General features: G+C 69.3%; 13 protein-coding genes and 1 pseudogene. 4 read left to right on the top strand and 10 right to left on the bottom strand.

Features of this window, described 5'->3' with window-relative positions; all coding sequences use genetic code 11:
• Positions 1–18: 18 nt before the first annotated feature.
• The 10 genes from smc to ACWF82_RS32440 form a co-directional block, all read right to left on the bottom strand.
• Entirely contained in the window at positions 19–3,645 is a 3,627-nt protein-coding gene (gene smc / locus ACWF82_RS32485) for a chromosome segregation protein SMC (protein WP_452507400.1), read from the bottom strand.
• A gap of 206 nt (positions 3,646–3,851) precedes the next feature.
• Positions 3,852–4,340: a DUF1707 SHOCT-like domain-containing protein gene (locus tag ACWF82_RS32480; protein WP_452507399.1), complete on the bottom strand. Its 489-nt coding sequence runs from the start codon at positions 4,338–4,340 to the stop codon at positions 3,852–3,854.
• A gap of 89 nt (positions 4,341–4,429) precedes the next feature.
• On the bottom strand, positions 4,430–4,885 hold the full coding sequence (locus tag ACWF82_RS32475; protein WP_232999929.1) for a DUF350 domain-containing protein: 456 nt from the start codon (positions 4,883–4,885) through the stop codon (positions 4,430–4,432).
• 35 nt (positions 4,886–4,920) lie between these two features.
• Entirely contained in the window at positions 4,921–6,084 is a 1,164-nt protein-coding gene (locus tag ACWF82_RS32470; RefSeq protein WP_452507398.1) for a glutathionylspermidine synthase family protein, read from the bottom strand.
• The gene (locus tag ACWF82_RS32465; RefSeq protein WP_452507410.1) at positions 6,084–6,620 is read right to left on the bottom strand and encodes a hypothetical protein; all 537 of its coding nucleotides are present in this window, start codon (positions 6,618–6,620) and stop codon (positions 6,084–6,086) included. The genes ACWF82_RS32470 and ACWF82_RS32465 overlap by 1 nt, the downstream gene beginning before the upstream one ends.
• A 193-nt stretch (positions 6,621–6,813) precedes the next feature.
• Positions 6,814–7,092 carry an acylphosphatase gene (locus tag ACWF82_RS32460; protein ID WP_452507397.1) on the bottom strand — a complete coding sequence of 93 codons (279 nt, stop codon included), beginning with the start codon at positions 7,090–7,092 and terminating at the stop codon, positions 6,814–6,816.
• A gap of 70 nt (positions 7,093–7,162) precedes the next feature.
• Positions 7,163–7,606, bottom strand: coding sequence for an OsmC family protein (locus ACWF82_RS32455; protein ID WP_452507396.1), 444 nt, complete (start codon positions 7,604–7,606; stop codon positions 7,163–7,165).
• Positions 7,607–7,757: 151 nt separating this feature from the next.
• The gene (locus tag ACWF82_RS32450; protein WP_452507409.1) at positions 7,758–8,429 is read right to left on the bottom strand and encodes a response regulator; all 672 of its coding nucleotides are present in this window, start codon (positions 8,427–8,429) and stop codon (positions 7,758–7,760) included.
• Between the two features lie 91 nt (positions 8,430–8,520).
• Positions 8,521–11,052, bottom strand: coding sequence for an ATP-binding protein (locus ACWF82_RS32445; RefSeq protein ID WP_452507395.1), 2,532 nt, complete (start codon positions 11,050–11,052; stop codon positions 8,521–8,523).
• Positions 11,049–11,213, bottom strand: coding sequence for a hypothetical protein (locus ACWF82_RS32440; protein ID WP_452507394.1), 165 nt, complete (start codon positions 11,211–11,213; stop codon positions 11,049–11,051). Before ACWF82_RS32440 ends, ACWF82_RS32445 begins: the two co-directional genes overlap by 4 nt.
• A gap of 355 nt (positions 11,214–11,568) precedes the next feature.
• Between ACWF82_RS32440 and ACWF82_RS32435 the strand changes: the two genes are divergently transcribed.
• The 4 genes and pseudogenes from ACWF82_RS32435 to ACWF82_RS32420 all read left to right on the top strand — a co-directional run.
• Positions 11,569–11,655, top strand: a complete 87-nt coding sequence (locus ACWF82_RS32435) for a potassium-transporting ATPase subunit F (protein WP_218719288.1) — start codon at positions 11,569–11,571, stop codon at positions 11,653–11,655.
• On the top strand, positions 11,656–13,326 hold the full coding sequence (kdpA, locus tag ACWF82_RS32430) for a potassium-transporting ATPase subunit KdpA (protein ID WP_452507393.1): 1,671 nt from the start codon (positions 11,656–11,658) through the stop codon (positions 13,324–13,326). It abuts the gene before it with no gap.
• A gap of 1 nt (position 13,327) precedes the next feature.
• Entirely contained in the window at positions 13,328–15,475 is a 2,148-nt protein-coding gene (gene kdpB, locus ACWF82_RS32425; protein ID WP_452507392.1) for a potassium-transporting ATPase subunit KdpB, read from the top strand.
• A 1-nt stretch (position 15,476) separates the two neighbouring features.
• A pseudogene (locus ACWF82_RS32420) lies at positions 15,477–16,334 on the top strand (potassium-transporting ATPase subunit C); the annotation flags it as partial.
• Positions 16,335–16,432 lie beyond the last annotated feature (98 nt).

Below are 16,432 nucleotides of genomic sequence, written 5' to 3'. Positions count from 1 at the left end.
TCCCGCACAGTGGGACTGCTATGCGGGCGCGCCCACCGGATCGGTATCGGCCACCTCGGCCCGGTTCAACCGCTGCGAGATCACCTGGGTGATGCCGTCGCCGCGCATGCTCACGCCGTAGAGCGCGTCGGCGATCTCCATGGTCGGCTTCTGGTGGGTGATGACGATCAGCTGGCTCTTCTCCCGCAGCTGCTCGAACAGCCCGATGAGCCTGCGCAGGTTGGTGTCGTCCAGCGCCGCCTCGACCTCGTCCATCACATAGAACGGCGACGGCCTGGCCCGGAAGATGCTGACCAGCAACGCGACCGCGGTCAGCGACTTCTCGCCACCGGAAAGCAAAGACAGCCGCTTGACTTTCTTGCCCGGCGGCCTGGCCTCCACCTCGATACCGGTGGTGAGCATGTCGGAGGGGTCGGTGAGCACCAGCCTGCCCTCACCACCGGGGAACAGCTTGGCGAAGACGCCGACGAATTCGCGCTCCACATCGGCGTAGGCCTCGGTGAACACCTGCAGGATGCGGGCGTCGACCTCGGCGACCACATCGAGCAGATCCTTGCGCGCGTTCTTGACGTCCTCGAGCTGGGTGGCGAGGAAGTTGTAGCGTTCCTCGAGCGCCGCGAACTCTTCCAGCGCGAGGGGATTCACCTTGCCGAGCGTGGTGAGGTCCCTCTCGGCGCGTTTGGCGCGGCGCTCCTGGGACGCCCGGTCGTAGGGCATCGGCTGCGGCGCGCTGACCTGCTCGCCGCGTTCCTTGGCGTCCTCGTACTCCTGCAGTTCCAGCGCCGAGGGCGGCAGCGGGACATCGGGTCCGTACTCGGCGACGAGATCGGCCAGGGCGATGCCGAACTGTTCGGAGATGGTGGTCTCGAGCTGTTCGATGCGCAGGGCCGCCTGGGCTTTGGCGACCTCGTCGCGGTGCACCGCGTCGGTGAGCTGGGCCAGCTGGGTGGTCAGCGCCCGTGCCCGTTCCTTCACCTGCTCCAGCGCGGCGGCGCATTCCCCGCGCCGCCGGACCAGCTCGTCCCGGCGCGCCGCGGCGGCGGCCACGACCTGCTCGAGCTCGTGCGCGATCTTGGCGCCCGATTCGGCGACCGCGGCGGCGACGGCGGCGGCCTGGCGGCGGGCGGCCTGCGCGCGTTCGGCGCGGGCCCTTGCCTCGCGTTCGGCGCGGGCGGCCCGGCGCAGCGAATCCGCTTTGCCGCGCACCGATTCCGCGCGTTCCTCGGCGGTGCGCACGGCAAGGCGGGCCTCGACCTCCATGGTGCGTGCCTCGGCGAGCGCGGCGGCGGCTTCCTCGCGTTCGCGGCCCGCGGTCTCGGTGCCCGCGGCGCCGTAGCTGTCGTCGTCGCCGTCGTGTTCCATCTCGGCGTGCCGCAGCCGGTCCTCGAGTTCGGCCAGGGAGGCCAGGGACTTCTCCCGCGCGGATTCGGCCTCGGCGCGCTGGGCGGCGTGCCGCTCGCCCGCGGTCTGCGCCGCGCGGGCGGTCTGGCCGACGCGCGCGAGCCGGTCGTAGATGGCCAGCAGCGCCTGATCGGATTCGTGCAGCGCCATCAGCGCGTGGTCGGCGGCGTCCTTGCGGTCGGTCTGCTCGGCCAGCGCACCGGCCAGCGCCGCTTCCAGTTCTTCGGCCCTGCGCTGGGCCGACGCCAATTCGGCTGTGGCGGAGTCGATCTCGGCCTGCACCTCGAGCTGACTCGGCATCCGCTCCGAACCGCCGACGATCCAGCCCGAACCGGCCAGATCGCCGTCGCGGGTGACCACGCGCAGTTCGGGACGCAGCGTGACGAGCTCGGTGGCGGCGGCCAGATCGTCGACGACCACCACGCCCGCGGTGAGCGCGGCGAGGGCAGGACGCACCGGCTCGGCGCCGTCGATGACCTCGGCGAGCCAGCGCGCGCCCGCGGGCAGGGTGCCCCGCTCGGCGGGGACCAGCCCGGCGGTGGCGAAGACGAAGGCGACCCGGCCGCCGTCGCCGGAACGCAGTTCGCGCACGGCCGCGCCGGCGGCGGTGGAGGTGTCGGCGGTGATCGCGTCGGCCAGCGGGCCGAGCAGCGCGGCGACCGCGGCCTCGAAACCGCCGTCGACGCGCAACTGCGCCGACAGCCGGTCACCGAGTCCGGAGACGCCGTGTTCGAGCAGCCAGGCCGCGCCGTCCTTGCGGGCCAGGTTCATCCCGAGCGCTTCGATGCGGGCGCCGAGCCGGGCGACCAGTTTGCTCGCCTCGCGGTCCTGTTCACGCAGTTCGCGCACGCGCTCGTCGGCCAGTTCCAGGGCGGCGACGGCGTGTTCGTGCTGGGCGTCGAGCCCCTTCTCCCCCGCGTCGAGTTCACCGAGTTCGTCCTGCACCGAGTCGTATTCGACCTGGGCGGCCTCGCCGCGGTGGCGGGCATCGGCGATCGCGACCGACAGGCGGGCGATCTCGGCGTCGACGGATTGGGATCTGGTGCGCAGGTTCTCGACCTGGCCGGAGAGCCGGGCCAGGCCTTCGCGGCGGTCGGCGATGGCGCGCACGGCCGCCAGATGCGCCTGCTCGGCGGCCTTGGCCGCGTACTCGCGATCGGCGAGTGCCTCCCGGGCGGCTTCGAGTGTTTCGGTGGCCATCTCCACCGCGTAGCGCAGTTCGGCTTCCTCGGCCTCGATCCGGTCGGCCTCGGCCTCGAGCTGGTCGGGGTCGCGGCCGGTGCCGACGGGGGCCTCGGTGTGCAGGTGCCTGGCCCGGTCGCCGGCGATGCGGATGGTGGCATTGACCCGCTCGGCCAGCGCCGAGAGCTGGAACCAGGTCTGCGCGGCCGCCTCGGCGCTGGGGCTCAGCCGCGACAGCTGGAACTCCTGCTGGGCGAGTGCGGCATTGGCGGCGTCGAGCTCGGACTGCACGGTGATCTGCTGCTCGCGGGCGTAGGCCTCCTTGCTGAGCTGGGATTCCAGCTCGTGGCGGCGGGTCACCAGGTCGTCCGCGGCCAGCCGCAGCCGCGCGTCGCGCAGGTCGGCCTGCACGGTCTGCGCGCGCCGCGCCACCTCGGCCTGCCTGCCGAGCGGCTTGAGCTGGCGGCGCAGCTCGGTGGTGAGGTCGGTGAGCCGGGCGAGGTTGGCCTGCATCGCGTCGAGCTTGCGGACCGCCTTCTCCTTGCGCCTGCGATGCTTGAGCACACCCGCGGCCTCTTCGACGAACGCGCGCCGATCCTCCGGCCGGGACTCCAGAATCGCCGAGAGCTGGCCCTGACCGACGATGACGTGCATTTCGCGCCCGATACCGGAGTCCGACAGCAGTTCCTGCACATCCATCAGCCGGCAGCTGCTGCCGTTGATCTCGTACTCGCCCGCGCCGTCACGGAACATCCGCCGGGTGATCGACACCTCGGCGTAGTCGATCGGCAGCGCGCCGTCGGAATTGTCGATCGTCAGCGTCACCTCGGCGCGCCCGAGCGCCGCGCGCCCGGTGGTGCCGGCGAAGATGACGTCCTGCATCTTGCCACCCCGCAACGCCTTGGCACCCTGCTCACCCATGACCCAGGTGAGGGCGTCGACGACGTTCGATTTGCCGGACCCGTTCGGCCCGACGACGCAGGTGATCCCCGGTTCGAAGCGCAGCGTGGTCGCGGACGCGAAGGACTTGAAACCCTTCAACGTCAAGCTTTTCAAATGCACGCTGTGCCGCCTCTCCGCGATTCGGGCCAGACCTGGGCGCGGGAGGACAAGGCACGCGGCCGGCGGTGGTGGGGTCGCTCAGGTAGCCGGTACCCGGTGAGTTACCCATGTGCTCACGAGAGACTAGCGGAAAACGCGGCAAAACTTTCACGAGAGCAGGGGTAGCTGATCGGTCGCGAGCCGACGTTCCGTGCTCGCGACCGGGGTCAGTGCAGGTTGTGGGGGTGGTGCGGGTCGATGTGCTTCATCTGCTTCTGCAGTTGGCGCAGGTGGGTCTGGGTGCCCGGCGTCGCTTCCCAGCCGGTGATCACGCGGAACAGCAGGACCGCGCCCCACGGGCCGATGACCCACATCGGCCAGAAATAGGTGAGCTCGCCCGCGGTCAGCGAGATCAGACCCCAGATGACCAGCACGATCACGCTGACGCCGAGCCAGCTGCCCGCCTCGATGCGCTGCCAGACCGGGATTCGCTTGCCGGGTTGACGCTCGGCGGGTGCGGTGGCCTGCTTCGTCAGCGGCGGCAGGTCGGACAGCACCACGGCGAGATCGTCGCGCGTGGTGGTCGCGTAGACCTTGGCGACGCGCTGGTCGTACTCGGCCAGATCGAGACGCCCGTCGGCCAGGTGGGTGCCCAGCTGGGCGACGATCGCGTTGCGCTCGGCATCGGACGCGCGTGTGCCGGGGGTGATGTCCATGCCGACATCCTCTCGTTCACCAACCACAGTGGAGTACTGGACTCCAGCCTCCACCCTCCACTGTGTAATGTCAACCCGCGCGCGGCGGGTCAGAGGATGGCGAAGGCCACCACGAGACCGAGCGCGAAGTGCGCGGCGGCGACCACCAGCACCTCGGGGGTGTAGGTGTCGGCGTGCAGCGTGCGGCCGATGTCGATGCCGGTGACCTTCTCGATCACCCGCACCGAGATCACCTGCGCCACGATGCCGACCAGGCCGTAGACGACCGCGGCGATCAGCCCTTCCGAGAGCTTGTTGACGCCGCCGGTGGCCAGCACGGCGAACACGACGATGAACGCCATGCTCACCATGCCCGCCGCGGACACGATCAGCGCGTTGGGCTTGCCGGCGACCACCAGGTCGCGCAGCTTGCCCGGCGTGGTCAGGTCGATGGCGAAGAAGCCGATCAGCATCAGCGCCAGGCCGATCAGGCAGTACAGGATGATGGCGCCGACGCCTTCACCGAGCGCACTCCAATAACCCGATTCCAGGGCGAGGGCGGTCATCGTGGTCCTTTCGAACAAGGGTGGGGGGTCACGGGTCAGTCGACGATGCGGTGCGGGACGAACGCGGCACCGTCATCGGTGATCAGGCCTGCCGTCTCGCGGATACCGAGGCCCGCCGCCGTGTCGCCGACGACCCAGGCGCCCAGCACCGGGCGCATGCCGTCGAATTCCGGGAGCGGGTCGAGCAATTGGTAGACGAAACCCTCGGCGCCGTAGACGCCGCCGGTCGCGGTCTCCATGCCGGGTCCGACGATGGTCATGTTGGCGCCCTCGCGGCCGAGCTTGGGTTTGCGGATGTATTCGGTGAGCTCGTGCGGGCTGTCGAGGTAGGCGGGCAGCAGGTTCGGGTGGCCGGGGTACATCTCCCACAGGACCGCGAGCAGCGCCTTGTTGCTGAGCAGCGTCGTCCACAGCGGTTCGATCCAGGCCGTGGCGGGCAGGCTCTCGACCACGCGCTTGCCGAAGTCGTCGTCGAGGATCCACTCCCACGGATACAGCTTGAAGGCCGCGTCGATCGGCGCCTCGGCCAGATCGACGAACCGGTGCAGTTCGGTGTCGTAACCGATCTCCTCGATCGGCAGCGCGACCGTGTCGAAGCCCGCCTCGGCCGCCGTCTCCTGCATGTAGGCGGTGGTCACGTTGTCCTCGCCGGTCGCGTCGGCGCCCGACCAGGTGAAGTGCAGCTCGGTGCCGGGCAGCACCTTGCGCAGCTCGGTCCAGCGTTCCACCAGCTTCTCGTGCAGCGAATTCCATTGGTCGCCACCGGGATACACCTGCTGCAACCAGTGCCACTGGATGATCGCGGCCTCGAGCAGCGAGGTCGGGGTGTCGGCGTTGTACTCGAGCAGCTTGGCCGGACGGCGCGCGTCGTAGCGCAGATCGAAGCGGCCGTACACGTACGGGTCACTGCGGCGCCAGGATTCGGCGATCGGCCCCCAGCTCCATTCCGGCAGACCGAAATCGGCGTAGCGCTCGGTGAGTACCACGTGCTCGGCCGCGTGCAGGCACATCGACTGCAGCAGTTCCACATCGGCTTCCAGCGCGAGGATCTCGTCCATCGAGAACTCGTAGTGCACCGATTCGTCCCAGTACGGTCGCGGCTGCCCGCTGGCGTCGCGGCCGGGTGCGCCGTAGACCAGGCCCTGGCTCTCGATGATCTGCTGCCAGCCCGGTCGCGGCGTACGCACCACCCGCCGCACTAGGACCCGCTCCCGCCGGTCGACTTGCTGCCGAGCCCGCCGCGCTGGATCGTGGTGCCGCTCTTGGTGGTGATGGTCGCGTTGCGCGGTTTCACCGAACTGCCGCCGACCGGCGGCTTGCCGATGGTAGGCGTGCCGCCGTAGTGATACCGGTACTGCGGCCAGCCGAGCAGGATCAGGCTGCCACCGCCGCCGTGACTGGTGTCGCTGCGGAAGTTGGACTTGCCCTCGCCGCAGTTGTCGTCCGGGACGACGACTTCGTTGCCGTTCTGGTCGATCTGCACGCACGAGGCGGTCACCTGGTCCGGCGCCGTGACCGCCCGGTAGGCCAGGTAGCCACCGCCGACCAGCGCGGCGACACCGACGATGGCGACACCGCCGATCATCACGCGTTTCCTGGTGCGCCGCTTGGCTTCCGCGGCCTCGGCCGCCGCGCGCTGGGCCTGCTCGGCCTGCTTGCGCGCCTTGTCGCGGGCCCGTGCCTCGCCGACCGTCGGCGGGCGCGGCTGGGTCACGCCGGGTTCCTGCCTGGCCATCCGGCCCGGCCGCGAGGACTCGGGTCCCGGCGCGGCGGGCGGCTCCTGTGGCATCGGCGGCCAGCCCGCACCGGGATCCGGTGGCTGCCACGGCGACTGCCCGGAGCCACCGTTCGGGGGCTCACCAGGTTGATCGGGCGGACCAGGGTTCTGTGTGCTCACCGCTGCCGCCCCCTAGCCCCCGAAGTCACCACTAGCGCTCCTCGAATCCCGTCATGTCGCCCCGCGCGGGCTCCCAGCTTTCCACAACCAGGTCCACCCGGCCAGGTGCATGGCCGGACCGTAGCAGCTCCAGCAGCTTCTCGCCCGCCGTTCGCGGCCCTTCGGCCACAACGTGCACCCGGCCGTCACTGTGGTTGCGAGCGAAGCCGGTGAGCCCGAGTTCCAGTGCGCGCGAGCGGGTCCACCAGCGGAAACCCACCCCCTGCACCATCCCGTGCACCCAGGCGCTCAGCCGAACCGTCTCGCTCATGCTGCATCCAATGTGCATGAGCGGGGTCCCTGCGTGGTGACGCTCCGCTGCCGCCTCCGGGCCTGCCCGCTCATGCGTCGACGTCGAAGTTCAACGTCACCTTGGTGCCCGCCTTGAGGGTGCGGCCCACGGTGCACACCTTGTCGACGGCGCGCTGCACGGTGACCAGTAGTCGCTCGCGCGCGGCCTCGTCCAGCTCGGACAGATCCAGTTCGACGACCTCGTCGATCTGCGGGTACAGCTCGTTCTCCCGGTCGGCGTCGCCGGAGACCCGGATGGTGGCGTCGAAGTCGTCGCCGAGGCGGCGCGAGAGCGGCAGGTCGGAGCTGAGGCCGGTGCAGGCGGCGAGGGCGATCTTGAGCAGCTCACCGGGGGTGAACGCGCCTTCGACGCCCTGCGAGGCGATCAGGACCTCCGCGCCACGATTGCTGCGCCCGGTGTAGGCCCTGGTTCCGGTGCGCTCGACCCACAGTTCGGTCGGTGCGGTGGTCACGGGTGCGTTCTGCTCAGCCATAGCCCTGATCCTGGCATGCCCGCCTCCCCGCGATTCAGGCCGTCCGGTCAAATGTCATCGGACTCACGCTCCGGTCGTACGTCGGGTGCCGCGAGACTCCTGGGCGTCCCCGACGAGTTACCCATGTCCTCACGAAATCACACGCCGCCTCTCATTCCTGGAAGCGGTACCCCATGCCAGCCTCGGTCAGCAGGTGCCGGGGGTTGGCCGGGTCGTCCTCGAGTTTGCGCCGCAGCTGGGCGAGATAGACCCGCAGATAGTGGGTCTCGGTGGCATAGGCGGGACCCCACACCTCACGCAGGAGTTCCTTGCGCCCCACCAGCTTTCCGCGATTGCGCACCAGCATCTCGAGCATCCCCCACTCGGTGGGCGTCAGATGCACGGATTCGCCCCGCTTGGTGACCTTCTTGGCGACCAGATCGACGGTGAACGAGTCGGTGACCACCACCGGGTCGACGCTGTCGACATCGGTCGCCCCGCGCCGGACCGCCGCGCGCAGCCGGGCCAGCAGCTCGTCCATGCCGAACGGTTTGGTGACGTAGTCGTCGGCGCCCGCGTCGAGCGCTTCGACCTTGTCGGCGGAGTCGGTGCGCGCCGAGAGCACGAGCACCGGCGCGGAGGTCCAGCCACGCAACCCGGCGAGCACCTCGATGCCGTCCATATCGGGCAGGCCGAGATCGAGAACGATGACATCGGGGTGCTTCTCGGCGGCGGCGCGCAAGGCGGCCGCACCGTTGCCGGCGGTGATCACCTCGTACCCACGGACCGACAGATTGATCCGCAGGGCCCGCACGATCTGTGGCTCGTCGTCGACCACCAGCACTTTGGTGGCGGCAGCAGCCTGATCCTTCACTGTTCCGCCTCTCCGGGACTGCTGGCCAGGCTCGCCCGGTGAGTCACCCATGTTCGCGCGTTCATTCTGTAGTCCCGTCCGGTTCGGCGGTGAGGTCGGGCGCCGGAGGTACACCCGACGGCAGGTCGACGAGCATCGTCAGCCCACCGCCGGGCGTCGGTTCGGCGTGGACAGTGCCGCCCATCGCCTCGACGAAGCCGCGTACCACCGACAGGCCGAGGCCGACGCCGGTGGTGTTGTCCCGGTCGCCGAGGCGCTGGAAAGGCTCGAACAGCTGCTCCTCGGTGCCCGCCGGAACTCCGGGTCCGACATCGACGACGGCGATCGACACGCGGTCGCCGTCGTGTTCGGCGGTGACCCGCACCGGTGTCTCGTGGCCGGAGTGGCGCAGCGCGTTGTCGATCAGATTGGCGAGCACGCGCTCGAGCAGTCCGAGGTCGGCGAGGACGGAGACCTCCCCGACCTCGACCTTCACCCGGTCCATCGCCGCCCTGCGCAGCCCGCGGGTACCCATACCGACGCTGACCAGCGCGCGATGCACCGCTTCATCCATATAGACCTGCCGCGGCTGCGGCGTGACGACGCCGACGGCCAGGCGCGAGGAGTCCAGCAGATTGCCCACCAGCGCCGTCAGCTGGTCGACCGACTCCTCGATCGCTTCCAGCAGCTCACCGGTGTCCTCCGCCGAGAACTCGATGTCGTCGCTGCGCAGGCTGGACACGGCCGCTTTCGCCCCGGCCAGCGGGGTGCGCAGGTCATGGCTGACCGCCGAGAGCAGCGCCCGGCGCAGCCGGTCGGCTTCCAGCAGCGCCGCCGCAGCGCTGGCCTCCTCGGCCAGCCTCGCCTGCCGGACCAGCCCGACCGCCTGATTGGCGACCGCGGTGAGCACCGGCCGATCGGTGGAGTCGATCGACCGGCCCGCCAGCAGCAGGTGGCTCTGCGCGTCACCCGCCTCGATGACGGTCTCGGCCGCCGACGGCCGCAGCGGCGGCTCCGGCCCCACCGCGGCCACGATCTGATCGCCGCACTGCACACTCACCGCGCGCTGCCCGTAGGTCTCGCGAACCTGCTCGAGCAGCTTCGACAGGTCGGCGCCGTGCAGCACCGAACCGGCGAACATGGTCAGCAGCTCCGCTTCGCGAGAGGCTTTGCGCGCCTGCACGGTCCGCTTGGCCGCCACGTCGACCAGCGCGGCGACAGCCACCGCGACGATGAGCAGCACGACCACGGTGACGAAGTTGTCCGGCTCGGCGATGGTGAAGCTGTAGCGCGGCTCGGTGAAGTACCAGTTCAGCAGCAACCCCGACAGCAGCGCCGACAGCCCGGCGGGCACCACGCCACCGAACAGCGCCACCGCGACGACGCCGACGAAGAACATCGCGCTGAGTCCGCCCAGTTTCAGCCAGCCGTCGAGGAGCACCCCGCAGATCACGCTCACCAGCACCGGAACGACGATCGCGGCCAGCCACGCGGTGACCGGGCGGCGCGGCCGCAGCCAATGCCTGCGCACGCCCCGGTTGGCTTCCTCGTGGGTCACCATGTGCACGTCGATCTTCCCGGACCGCTGCACCACGGTGGACCCGATGCCCTCGTCGAGCATCCTGGCCCATCGCGATCGCCGCGAGGTGCCGAGCACCAGCTGGGTGGCGTTGACTTCCCGCGCGAACTCGAGCAGCGCGGTGGGCACGTCGTCGCCGGTGACGGTGTGCAGCGACGCGTCGAGACCGGCGGCGAGTTCGCGCAGCTTGGCCATCCGCTCGGTCGACACCCCGGCCAGCCCGTCGCCGCGCACGACGTGCACCACGACCAGATCGGCGCTGGACTTCGACGCGATCCGCCCGGCCCGGCGCACGACCGTCTCCGATTCCGGGCCGCCGGTCACCGCGACGACCACCCGCTCGCGGGCCTCCCACAGCTCGGTGATCTTGTGGTCGGCCCGGTATCTGGCGAGCGCGGCGTCGACCTGGTCGGCCAGCCACAGCAGCGCGAGTTCACGCAGCGCGGTCAGGTTGCCGGGGCGGAAGTAGTTGCGCAGCGCCGCGTCGACCTTGTCGGCGGCGTAGACGTTGCCGTGGGAGAGCCTGCGCCGCAACGCCTCCGGCGTGAGGTCGACGAGCTCCACCTGGTCGGCGGCGCGCACGACGGCGTCGGGCACGGTCTCGCGCTGCTCGATGCCGGTGATCTGCTGGACCACGTCGTTGAGGCTCTCGAGGTGCTGCACATTGACCGTCGAGATGACGTCGATGCCCGCGTCGAGCAACTGCTCGACGTCCTGCCAGCGCTTCTCATGCACGCTGCCCGGCGCGTTGGTGTGCGCCAGCTCGTCGACGAGCACCACCGCGGGCTTGCGGGCCAGCACGGCGTCGACGTCGAGCTCGGGCAGCTCGGTCCCCCGGTACTCGATCAGTTTCGTCGGAATCCGCTCGATGCCGTCGAGCAGTTCGGCGGTCTTCTTCCTGCCGTGCGTCTCCACGACGGCGGCGACCACATCGCGACCGCGTTCCAGCCGCCGATGCGCTTCGCCGAGCATCGCGTAGGTCTTGCCGACACCCGGCGCCGCACCGAGGTAGATGCGCAGCAGTCCGCGTTTCACCGTTCCATCATCGCGTGTAGACGCTCCGGAGCCTGCGGGCGCACCGGCAACACACCGACGGTCACCATCGGCGCGTGTGAAGTGTCGATCCGGCCGAGCACCCGGATCAGCAGCAGCGTTGCGACGAAACCGAAAATCACCGCCAGGGTCACCACAGACACCGCGATCTCACTTTCCATGAGCAAGGGACCGGCGGCGCCCGCCGGTGCACACCTTTGTATCCGCGCGAATATCGCCTGATCCCGATCTTTACGGAGTGTTGACGGCTATCCGGCCTGCCTTGACGGCATCCTCACACCCGCCACCGGGCATAGCGTCAACATTCCGCAAAGGCCGTGCCGCCCGGCGCTAAGGAGTCGTAAGGAAACCACGCCGAGCCCTGATCCGGCGTTTCACTCACCTAGGCGCTTCACCTCGGAGCGCAAGGAGGTCGGAAATGTCTGTCGTGGTGTTCACGGTGCTCACCGTGGCGATCTTCGCGCTGCTGGGCGTGATCCAGCGGGGAGTGGAGAAGCTGTGATCGCGAACCTTGTCGGTCTGGTTCTGGCCGTCCTCGTCGCCGTGTACATGGTCGCGGCGCTGCTCTTCCCCGAGAGGTTCTAGGTGACCACGACAACAGCGGGGATCGTCTTCGTGGCGGCCCTGGTCATCACGCTGGCCCTGGTGCATGTGCCGCTCGGCGACTACATGTACCGGGTCTACAGCAGCGACAAGCACTCCCGCGCCGAGCGGCTGATCTACCGCGCCATCGGCGCGAAACCCGAGGTCGAGCAGACCTGGCCGGTCTACGCCCGCAGTGTGCTGGCGTTCTCGGCGGTCGGGATCCTGTTCCTCTTCTTCTTCCAGCTGGTGCAGGGCGCGCTGCCGCTGCGCCTGAACAACCCCGGCACCGAGATGACCCCTGCGCTGGCATGGAACACCGCGGTCAGCTTCGTCACCAACACGAACTGGCAGAACTACTCCGGTGAGTCGACCCAGGGTCACCTGGTGCAGATGGCCGGTCTGGCGGTGCAGAACTTCGTCTCCGCGGCCGTCGGCATGGCGGTGGCGGTGGCGCTGGTGCGTGGCTTCGCCCGCCGCCACACCGGTGAACTCGGCAACTTCTGGGTCGACCTGGTGCGCGGCACGCTGCGCATCCTGCTGCCGATCGCGTTCGTCTTCGCGATCGTCCTGGTCGCGGGCGGTGTCATCCAGAACTTTCACCTGCACGATCAGGTCGCCCATACCCTCGGTGGCGCCGAGCAGACGCTGACCGGCGGCCCGGTCGCCAGCCAGGAGGTCATCAAGGAGCTCGGCACCAACGGCGGCGGCTTCTACAACGCCAACTCCGCGCATCCGTTCGAGAACGCGAGCACCTGGACGAACTTCCTGGAGATCTTCCTGCTGATGGTGATCGCCTTCTCGCTGCCGCGCACCTTCGGCCGGATGGTCGGCAGCACCAAGCAGGGGTACGCGATCGTGGCGGTGATGGGCACGATCGCGCTGGCCGGCATCGCGCTGACCAACCTGTTCCAGCTACAGCACCACGGCACCGTGCCGACCGCGATCGGCGCGTCCATGGAGGGCGTGGAAACCCGCTTCGGCGTTGCCGATTCGGCCACCTTCGCCGTCGCGACCACCCTCACCTCGACGGGTGCGGTGAACTCGTTCCACGATTCCTACACCAGCCTCGGCGGCCTGATGACGATGTTCAACATGCAGCTGGGCGAGGTGGCGCCCGGCGGTGTCGGCTCCGGCCTGTACGGCATGCTGATCCTCGCCGTGATCACGGTGTTCGTGGCGGGCCTGATGGTCGGGCGCACCCCCGAGTACCTCGGCAAGAAGATCACGCCGCGCGAAATCAAGCTGGCCGCTTCCTATTTCCTGGTGAGCCCGCTGATCGTGCTGATCGGCACCGCGATCGCGATGGCGCTGCCCGGCCAGCGGGCGAGCATGCTCAACAGCGGCCCGCACGGTCTCTCGGAAGTGCTGTACGCCTTCACCTCCGCGGCCAACAACAACGGTTCCGCCTTCGCCGGACTCACCGGCAACACCGAGTGGTTCAATACCGCGCTCGGCCTGGCGATGGTGTTCGGCCGGTTCCTGCCGATCATCTTCGTCCTGGCCCTGGCCGGTTCCCTGGCCCAGCAGGGCACCACTCCCGCGTCGATCGGCACGCTGCCGACGCACCGGCCGCAGTTCGTCGGCATGGTCGTCGGCGTGACGGTGATCCTGGTCGCGCTCACCTTCCTGCCCGCCCTCGCGCTCGGGCCGCTCGCCGAAGGAATCCACTGAGATGACAAGTCCCACCCTCGAAACACCGGCCGCGCCGCGGCCCGAGCACCGCACCAAGGGCGTTCAGAAGGGCGTCCTCGATCCGAAGCTGCTGCTCACCTCGCTGCCCGGCGCACTGCGCAAACTCGATCCGCGCACGCTGTGGAAGAACCCCGTGATGCTGATCGTCGAGATCGGCGCGGTGTGGTCGACCATCCTCGCGATCGCCGATCCGAGCTTCTTCGCCTGGGCGATCGTGGTGTGGCTGTGGCTGACCGTGGTGTTCGCCAACCTGGCCGAGGCCGTCGCCGAGGGGCGCGGCAAGGCCCAGGCCGACACCCTGCGAAAGGCCAAGACCGACACCGTCGCTCGCCGCTTGGCCGACTGGACTCCCGGCGGCCGCATCATCGAGGAAAGGGTCGCCGCGACCGAACTGCGCCGCGGTGACCACGTCGTCGTCGAGGCGGGCCAGGTCATCCCCGGTGACGGCGATGTCGTCGAAGGCATCGCCTCGGTGGACGAATCGGCCATCACCGGCGAATCCGCCCCGGTCATCCGCGAATCCGGCGGCGACCGCTCGGCCGTCACCGGTGGCACCACGGTGCTCTCGGACCGGATCGTCGTCAAGATCACCCAGGAACCCGGCGCCAGCTTCATCGACAAGATGATCGCGCTCGTCGAGGGCGCCAGCCGCCAGAAGACCCCGAACGAGATCGCGCTCAACATCCTGCTGGCCGCGCTCACGATCATCTTCGTCTTCGCGGTCACCACGCTGCAGCCCCTGGCGATCTTCGCCAAGTCGAACAACCCCGGCGTGCCGGATACTTCGGCGCTGGACGCGCACGGCATCACCGGCATCGTGATGGTTTCGCTGCTGGTCTGCCTCATCCCGACCACCATCGGCGCGCTGCTCTCGGCCATCGGCATCGCAGGCATGGACCGGCTCGTGCAGCGCAATGTGCTGGCCATGTCGGGTCGCGCGGTGGAGGCCGCCGGTGATGTGAACACGCTGCTGCTCGACAAGACCGGCACCATCACTCTCGGCAACCGCCAGGCGGCCGCGTTCGTCCCGATGCCGGGCATTCTCGACGACGAGCTCGCCGATGCCGCCCAGCTGTCGAGCCTGGCCGACGAGACGCCGGAGGGGCGGTCGATCGTCGTGTTCGCCAAGCAGACGTTCAACAAGCGGGAACGTTCCGCGGGCGAACTGCCCGGTGCCACCTGGGTGGAGTTCACCGCGCAGACCCGTATGTCGGGTGTGAACCTCGCCGACGGGCACCAGCTGCGCAAGGGGGCAGCGGGTGCGGTGATCGACTGGGTTCGGGCCCAGGGTGGTTCGGTCCCCAGCGACGCCACGGCGATCGTCGACGGCATCTCGGCCTCGGGCGGCACGCCGCTGGTGGTCGGCGAGGTCAAGGACGGCACCCCGCGGCTGCTCGGCGTCATCCATCTCAAGGACGTCGTCAAGCAGGGCATGCGGGAGCGCTTCGACGAGATGCGCCGCATGGGTATCCGCACGGTGATGATCACCGGCGACAACCCGTTGACCGCCAAGGCGATCGCCGACGAAGCGGGCGTCGACGACTTCCTCGCCGAGGCGACGCCGGAGGACAAGCTCGCCCTGATCAAGTCCGAACAGGACGGCGGCCGCCTGGTCGCCATGACCGGTGACGGCACCAACGACGCCCCCGCCCTGGCCCAGGCCGACGTGGGTGTGGCGATGAACACCGGCACCTCGGCCGCCAAAGAGGCGGGCAATATGGTCGATCTGGATTCGGATCCGACCAAGCTGATCGAGATCGTCGAGATCGGCAAGCAGCTGCTGATCACCCGTGGCGCGCTCACCACGTTCTCGATCGCCAACGACATCGCCAAGTACTTCGCGATCATTCCCGCGTTGTTCGTGGCGCTGTTCCCCGGCTTGGACGCGATCGACATCATGCGCTTGGCCAGCCCGCAGTCGGCGATCCTGTCCGCGGTCATCTTCAACGCGATCATCATCGTTGCGCTCATCCCGCTGGCGCTGCGCGGTGTCGACTACCGGCCGAGCAATGCCTCGAAGCTGTTGAGCCGCAACCTGACGATCTACGGCCTCGGCGGCATCATCGCGCCGTTCCTCGGCATCAAGATCATCGACCTGCTCGTCCAACTCCTCCCCGGGATGTCCTGAAATGCGTATGTCAACCTGGATCCGCCAGCACCTGGCCGCCCTGCGCGCCCTGCTCGTGCTGACGGTGATCACCGGAATCGTGTACCCCGTCGCGGTTTTCGCGGTCGCGCAGCTGCCCGGGCTGAACGACAAGGCCGACGGCTCGCTCATCGAGCGCGACGGAAAACTGGTGGGCTCCAGCCTGATCGGGCAGTCGTTCACCGACGCCGACGGCAAGGCCATGGCGCGGTACTTCCAGAGCCGCCCGTCGGCCGCGGGCGACGGCTACGATCCGCTGTCCACCGCGGCGAGCAATCTGGGACCGGAGGACATCGTCGACACCGCCGCCCGTCCCAGCCTGCTCACCACCGTGTGCACCCGCTCGAAGGAGGTCGGCGACCGTGAGGGGGTCGACGGCGTCCGCCAGTTCTGCACGAAAGACGGTGTGGGCGCGGTCCTCTCGGTGATCGGGCCACGCGATGCCGACGGCGACGTGTCCCGGCCGGTGCAGGTGGTCAGCGTCAACGAGCTCTGCCCGGCGCAGCCGTTCCTCGCCACGTTCCGCGGCGTCGCCGTGGAGTGCGCGCAGGAGGGTCAGGACTACTCGGTCGGCCGGATCATCCCGATCCTCGGTGACGCCCCGGCCGACGCCGCGGTGCCCGCCGACGCGGTCACGGCCAGCGGCAGCGGCCTCGACCCGCACATCTCGCCCGAGTACGCGGCCATCCAGGTCGAGCGGGTGGCGAAGGCGCGCGGCATCACCGCCGACCAAGTCCGTGATGTGCTGGACGCGCACACCGACGGCCGCACCCTCGGCTTTCTCGGTGAGCCACGAGTGAACGTCGTCGAACTCAATCTGGCCCTGGACGAACACTTCCCGTTCCAGGGTCACGGTCCACAGGTTGTTGACGAACGGGAGCACCGCGTTGGCCTCGGCGTAGGTGATGACGCCGTCGCCGTTGTGGAAGAGCTCGTTGC

It is taken from the genome of Nocardia sp. NPDC055053, assembly GCF_053608285.1.
The sequence above is the reverse complement of the archived record's forward strand: the minus strand, read 5'-3'. Positions and strand labels throughout refer to the sequence as shown.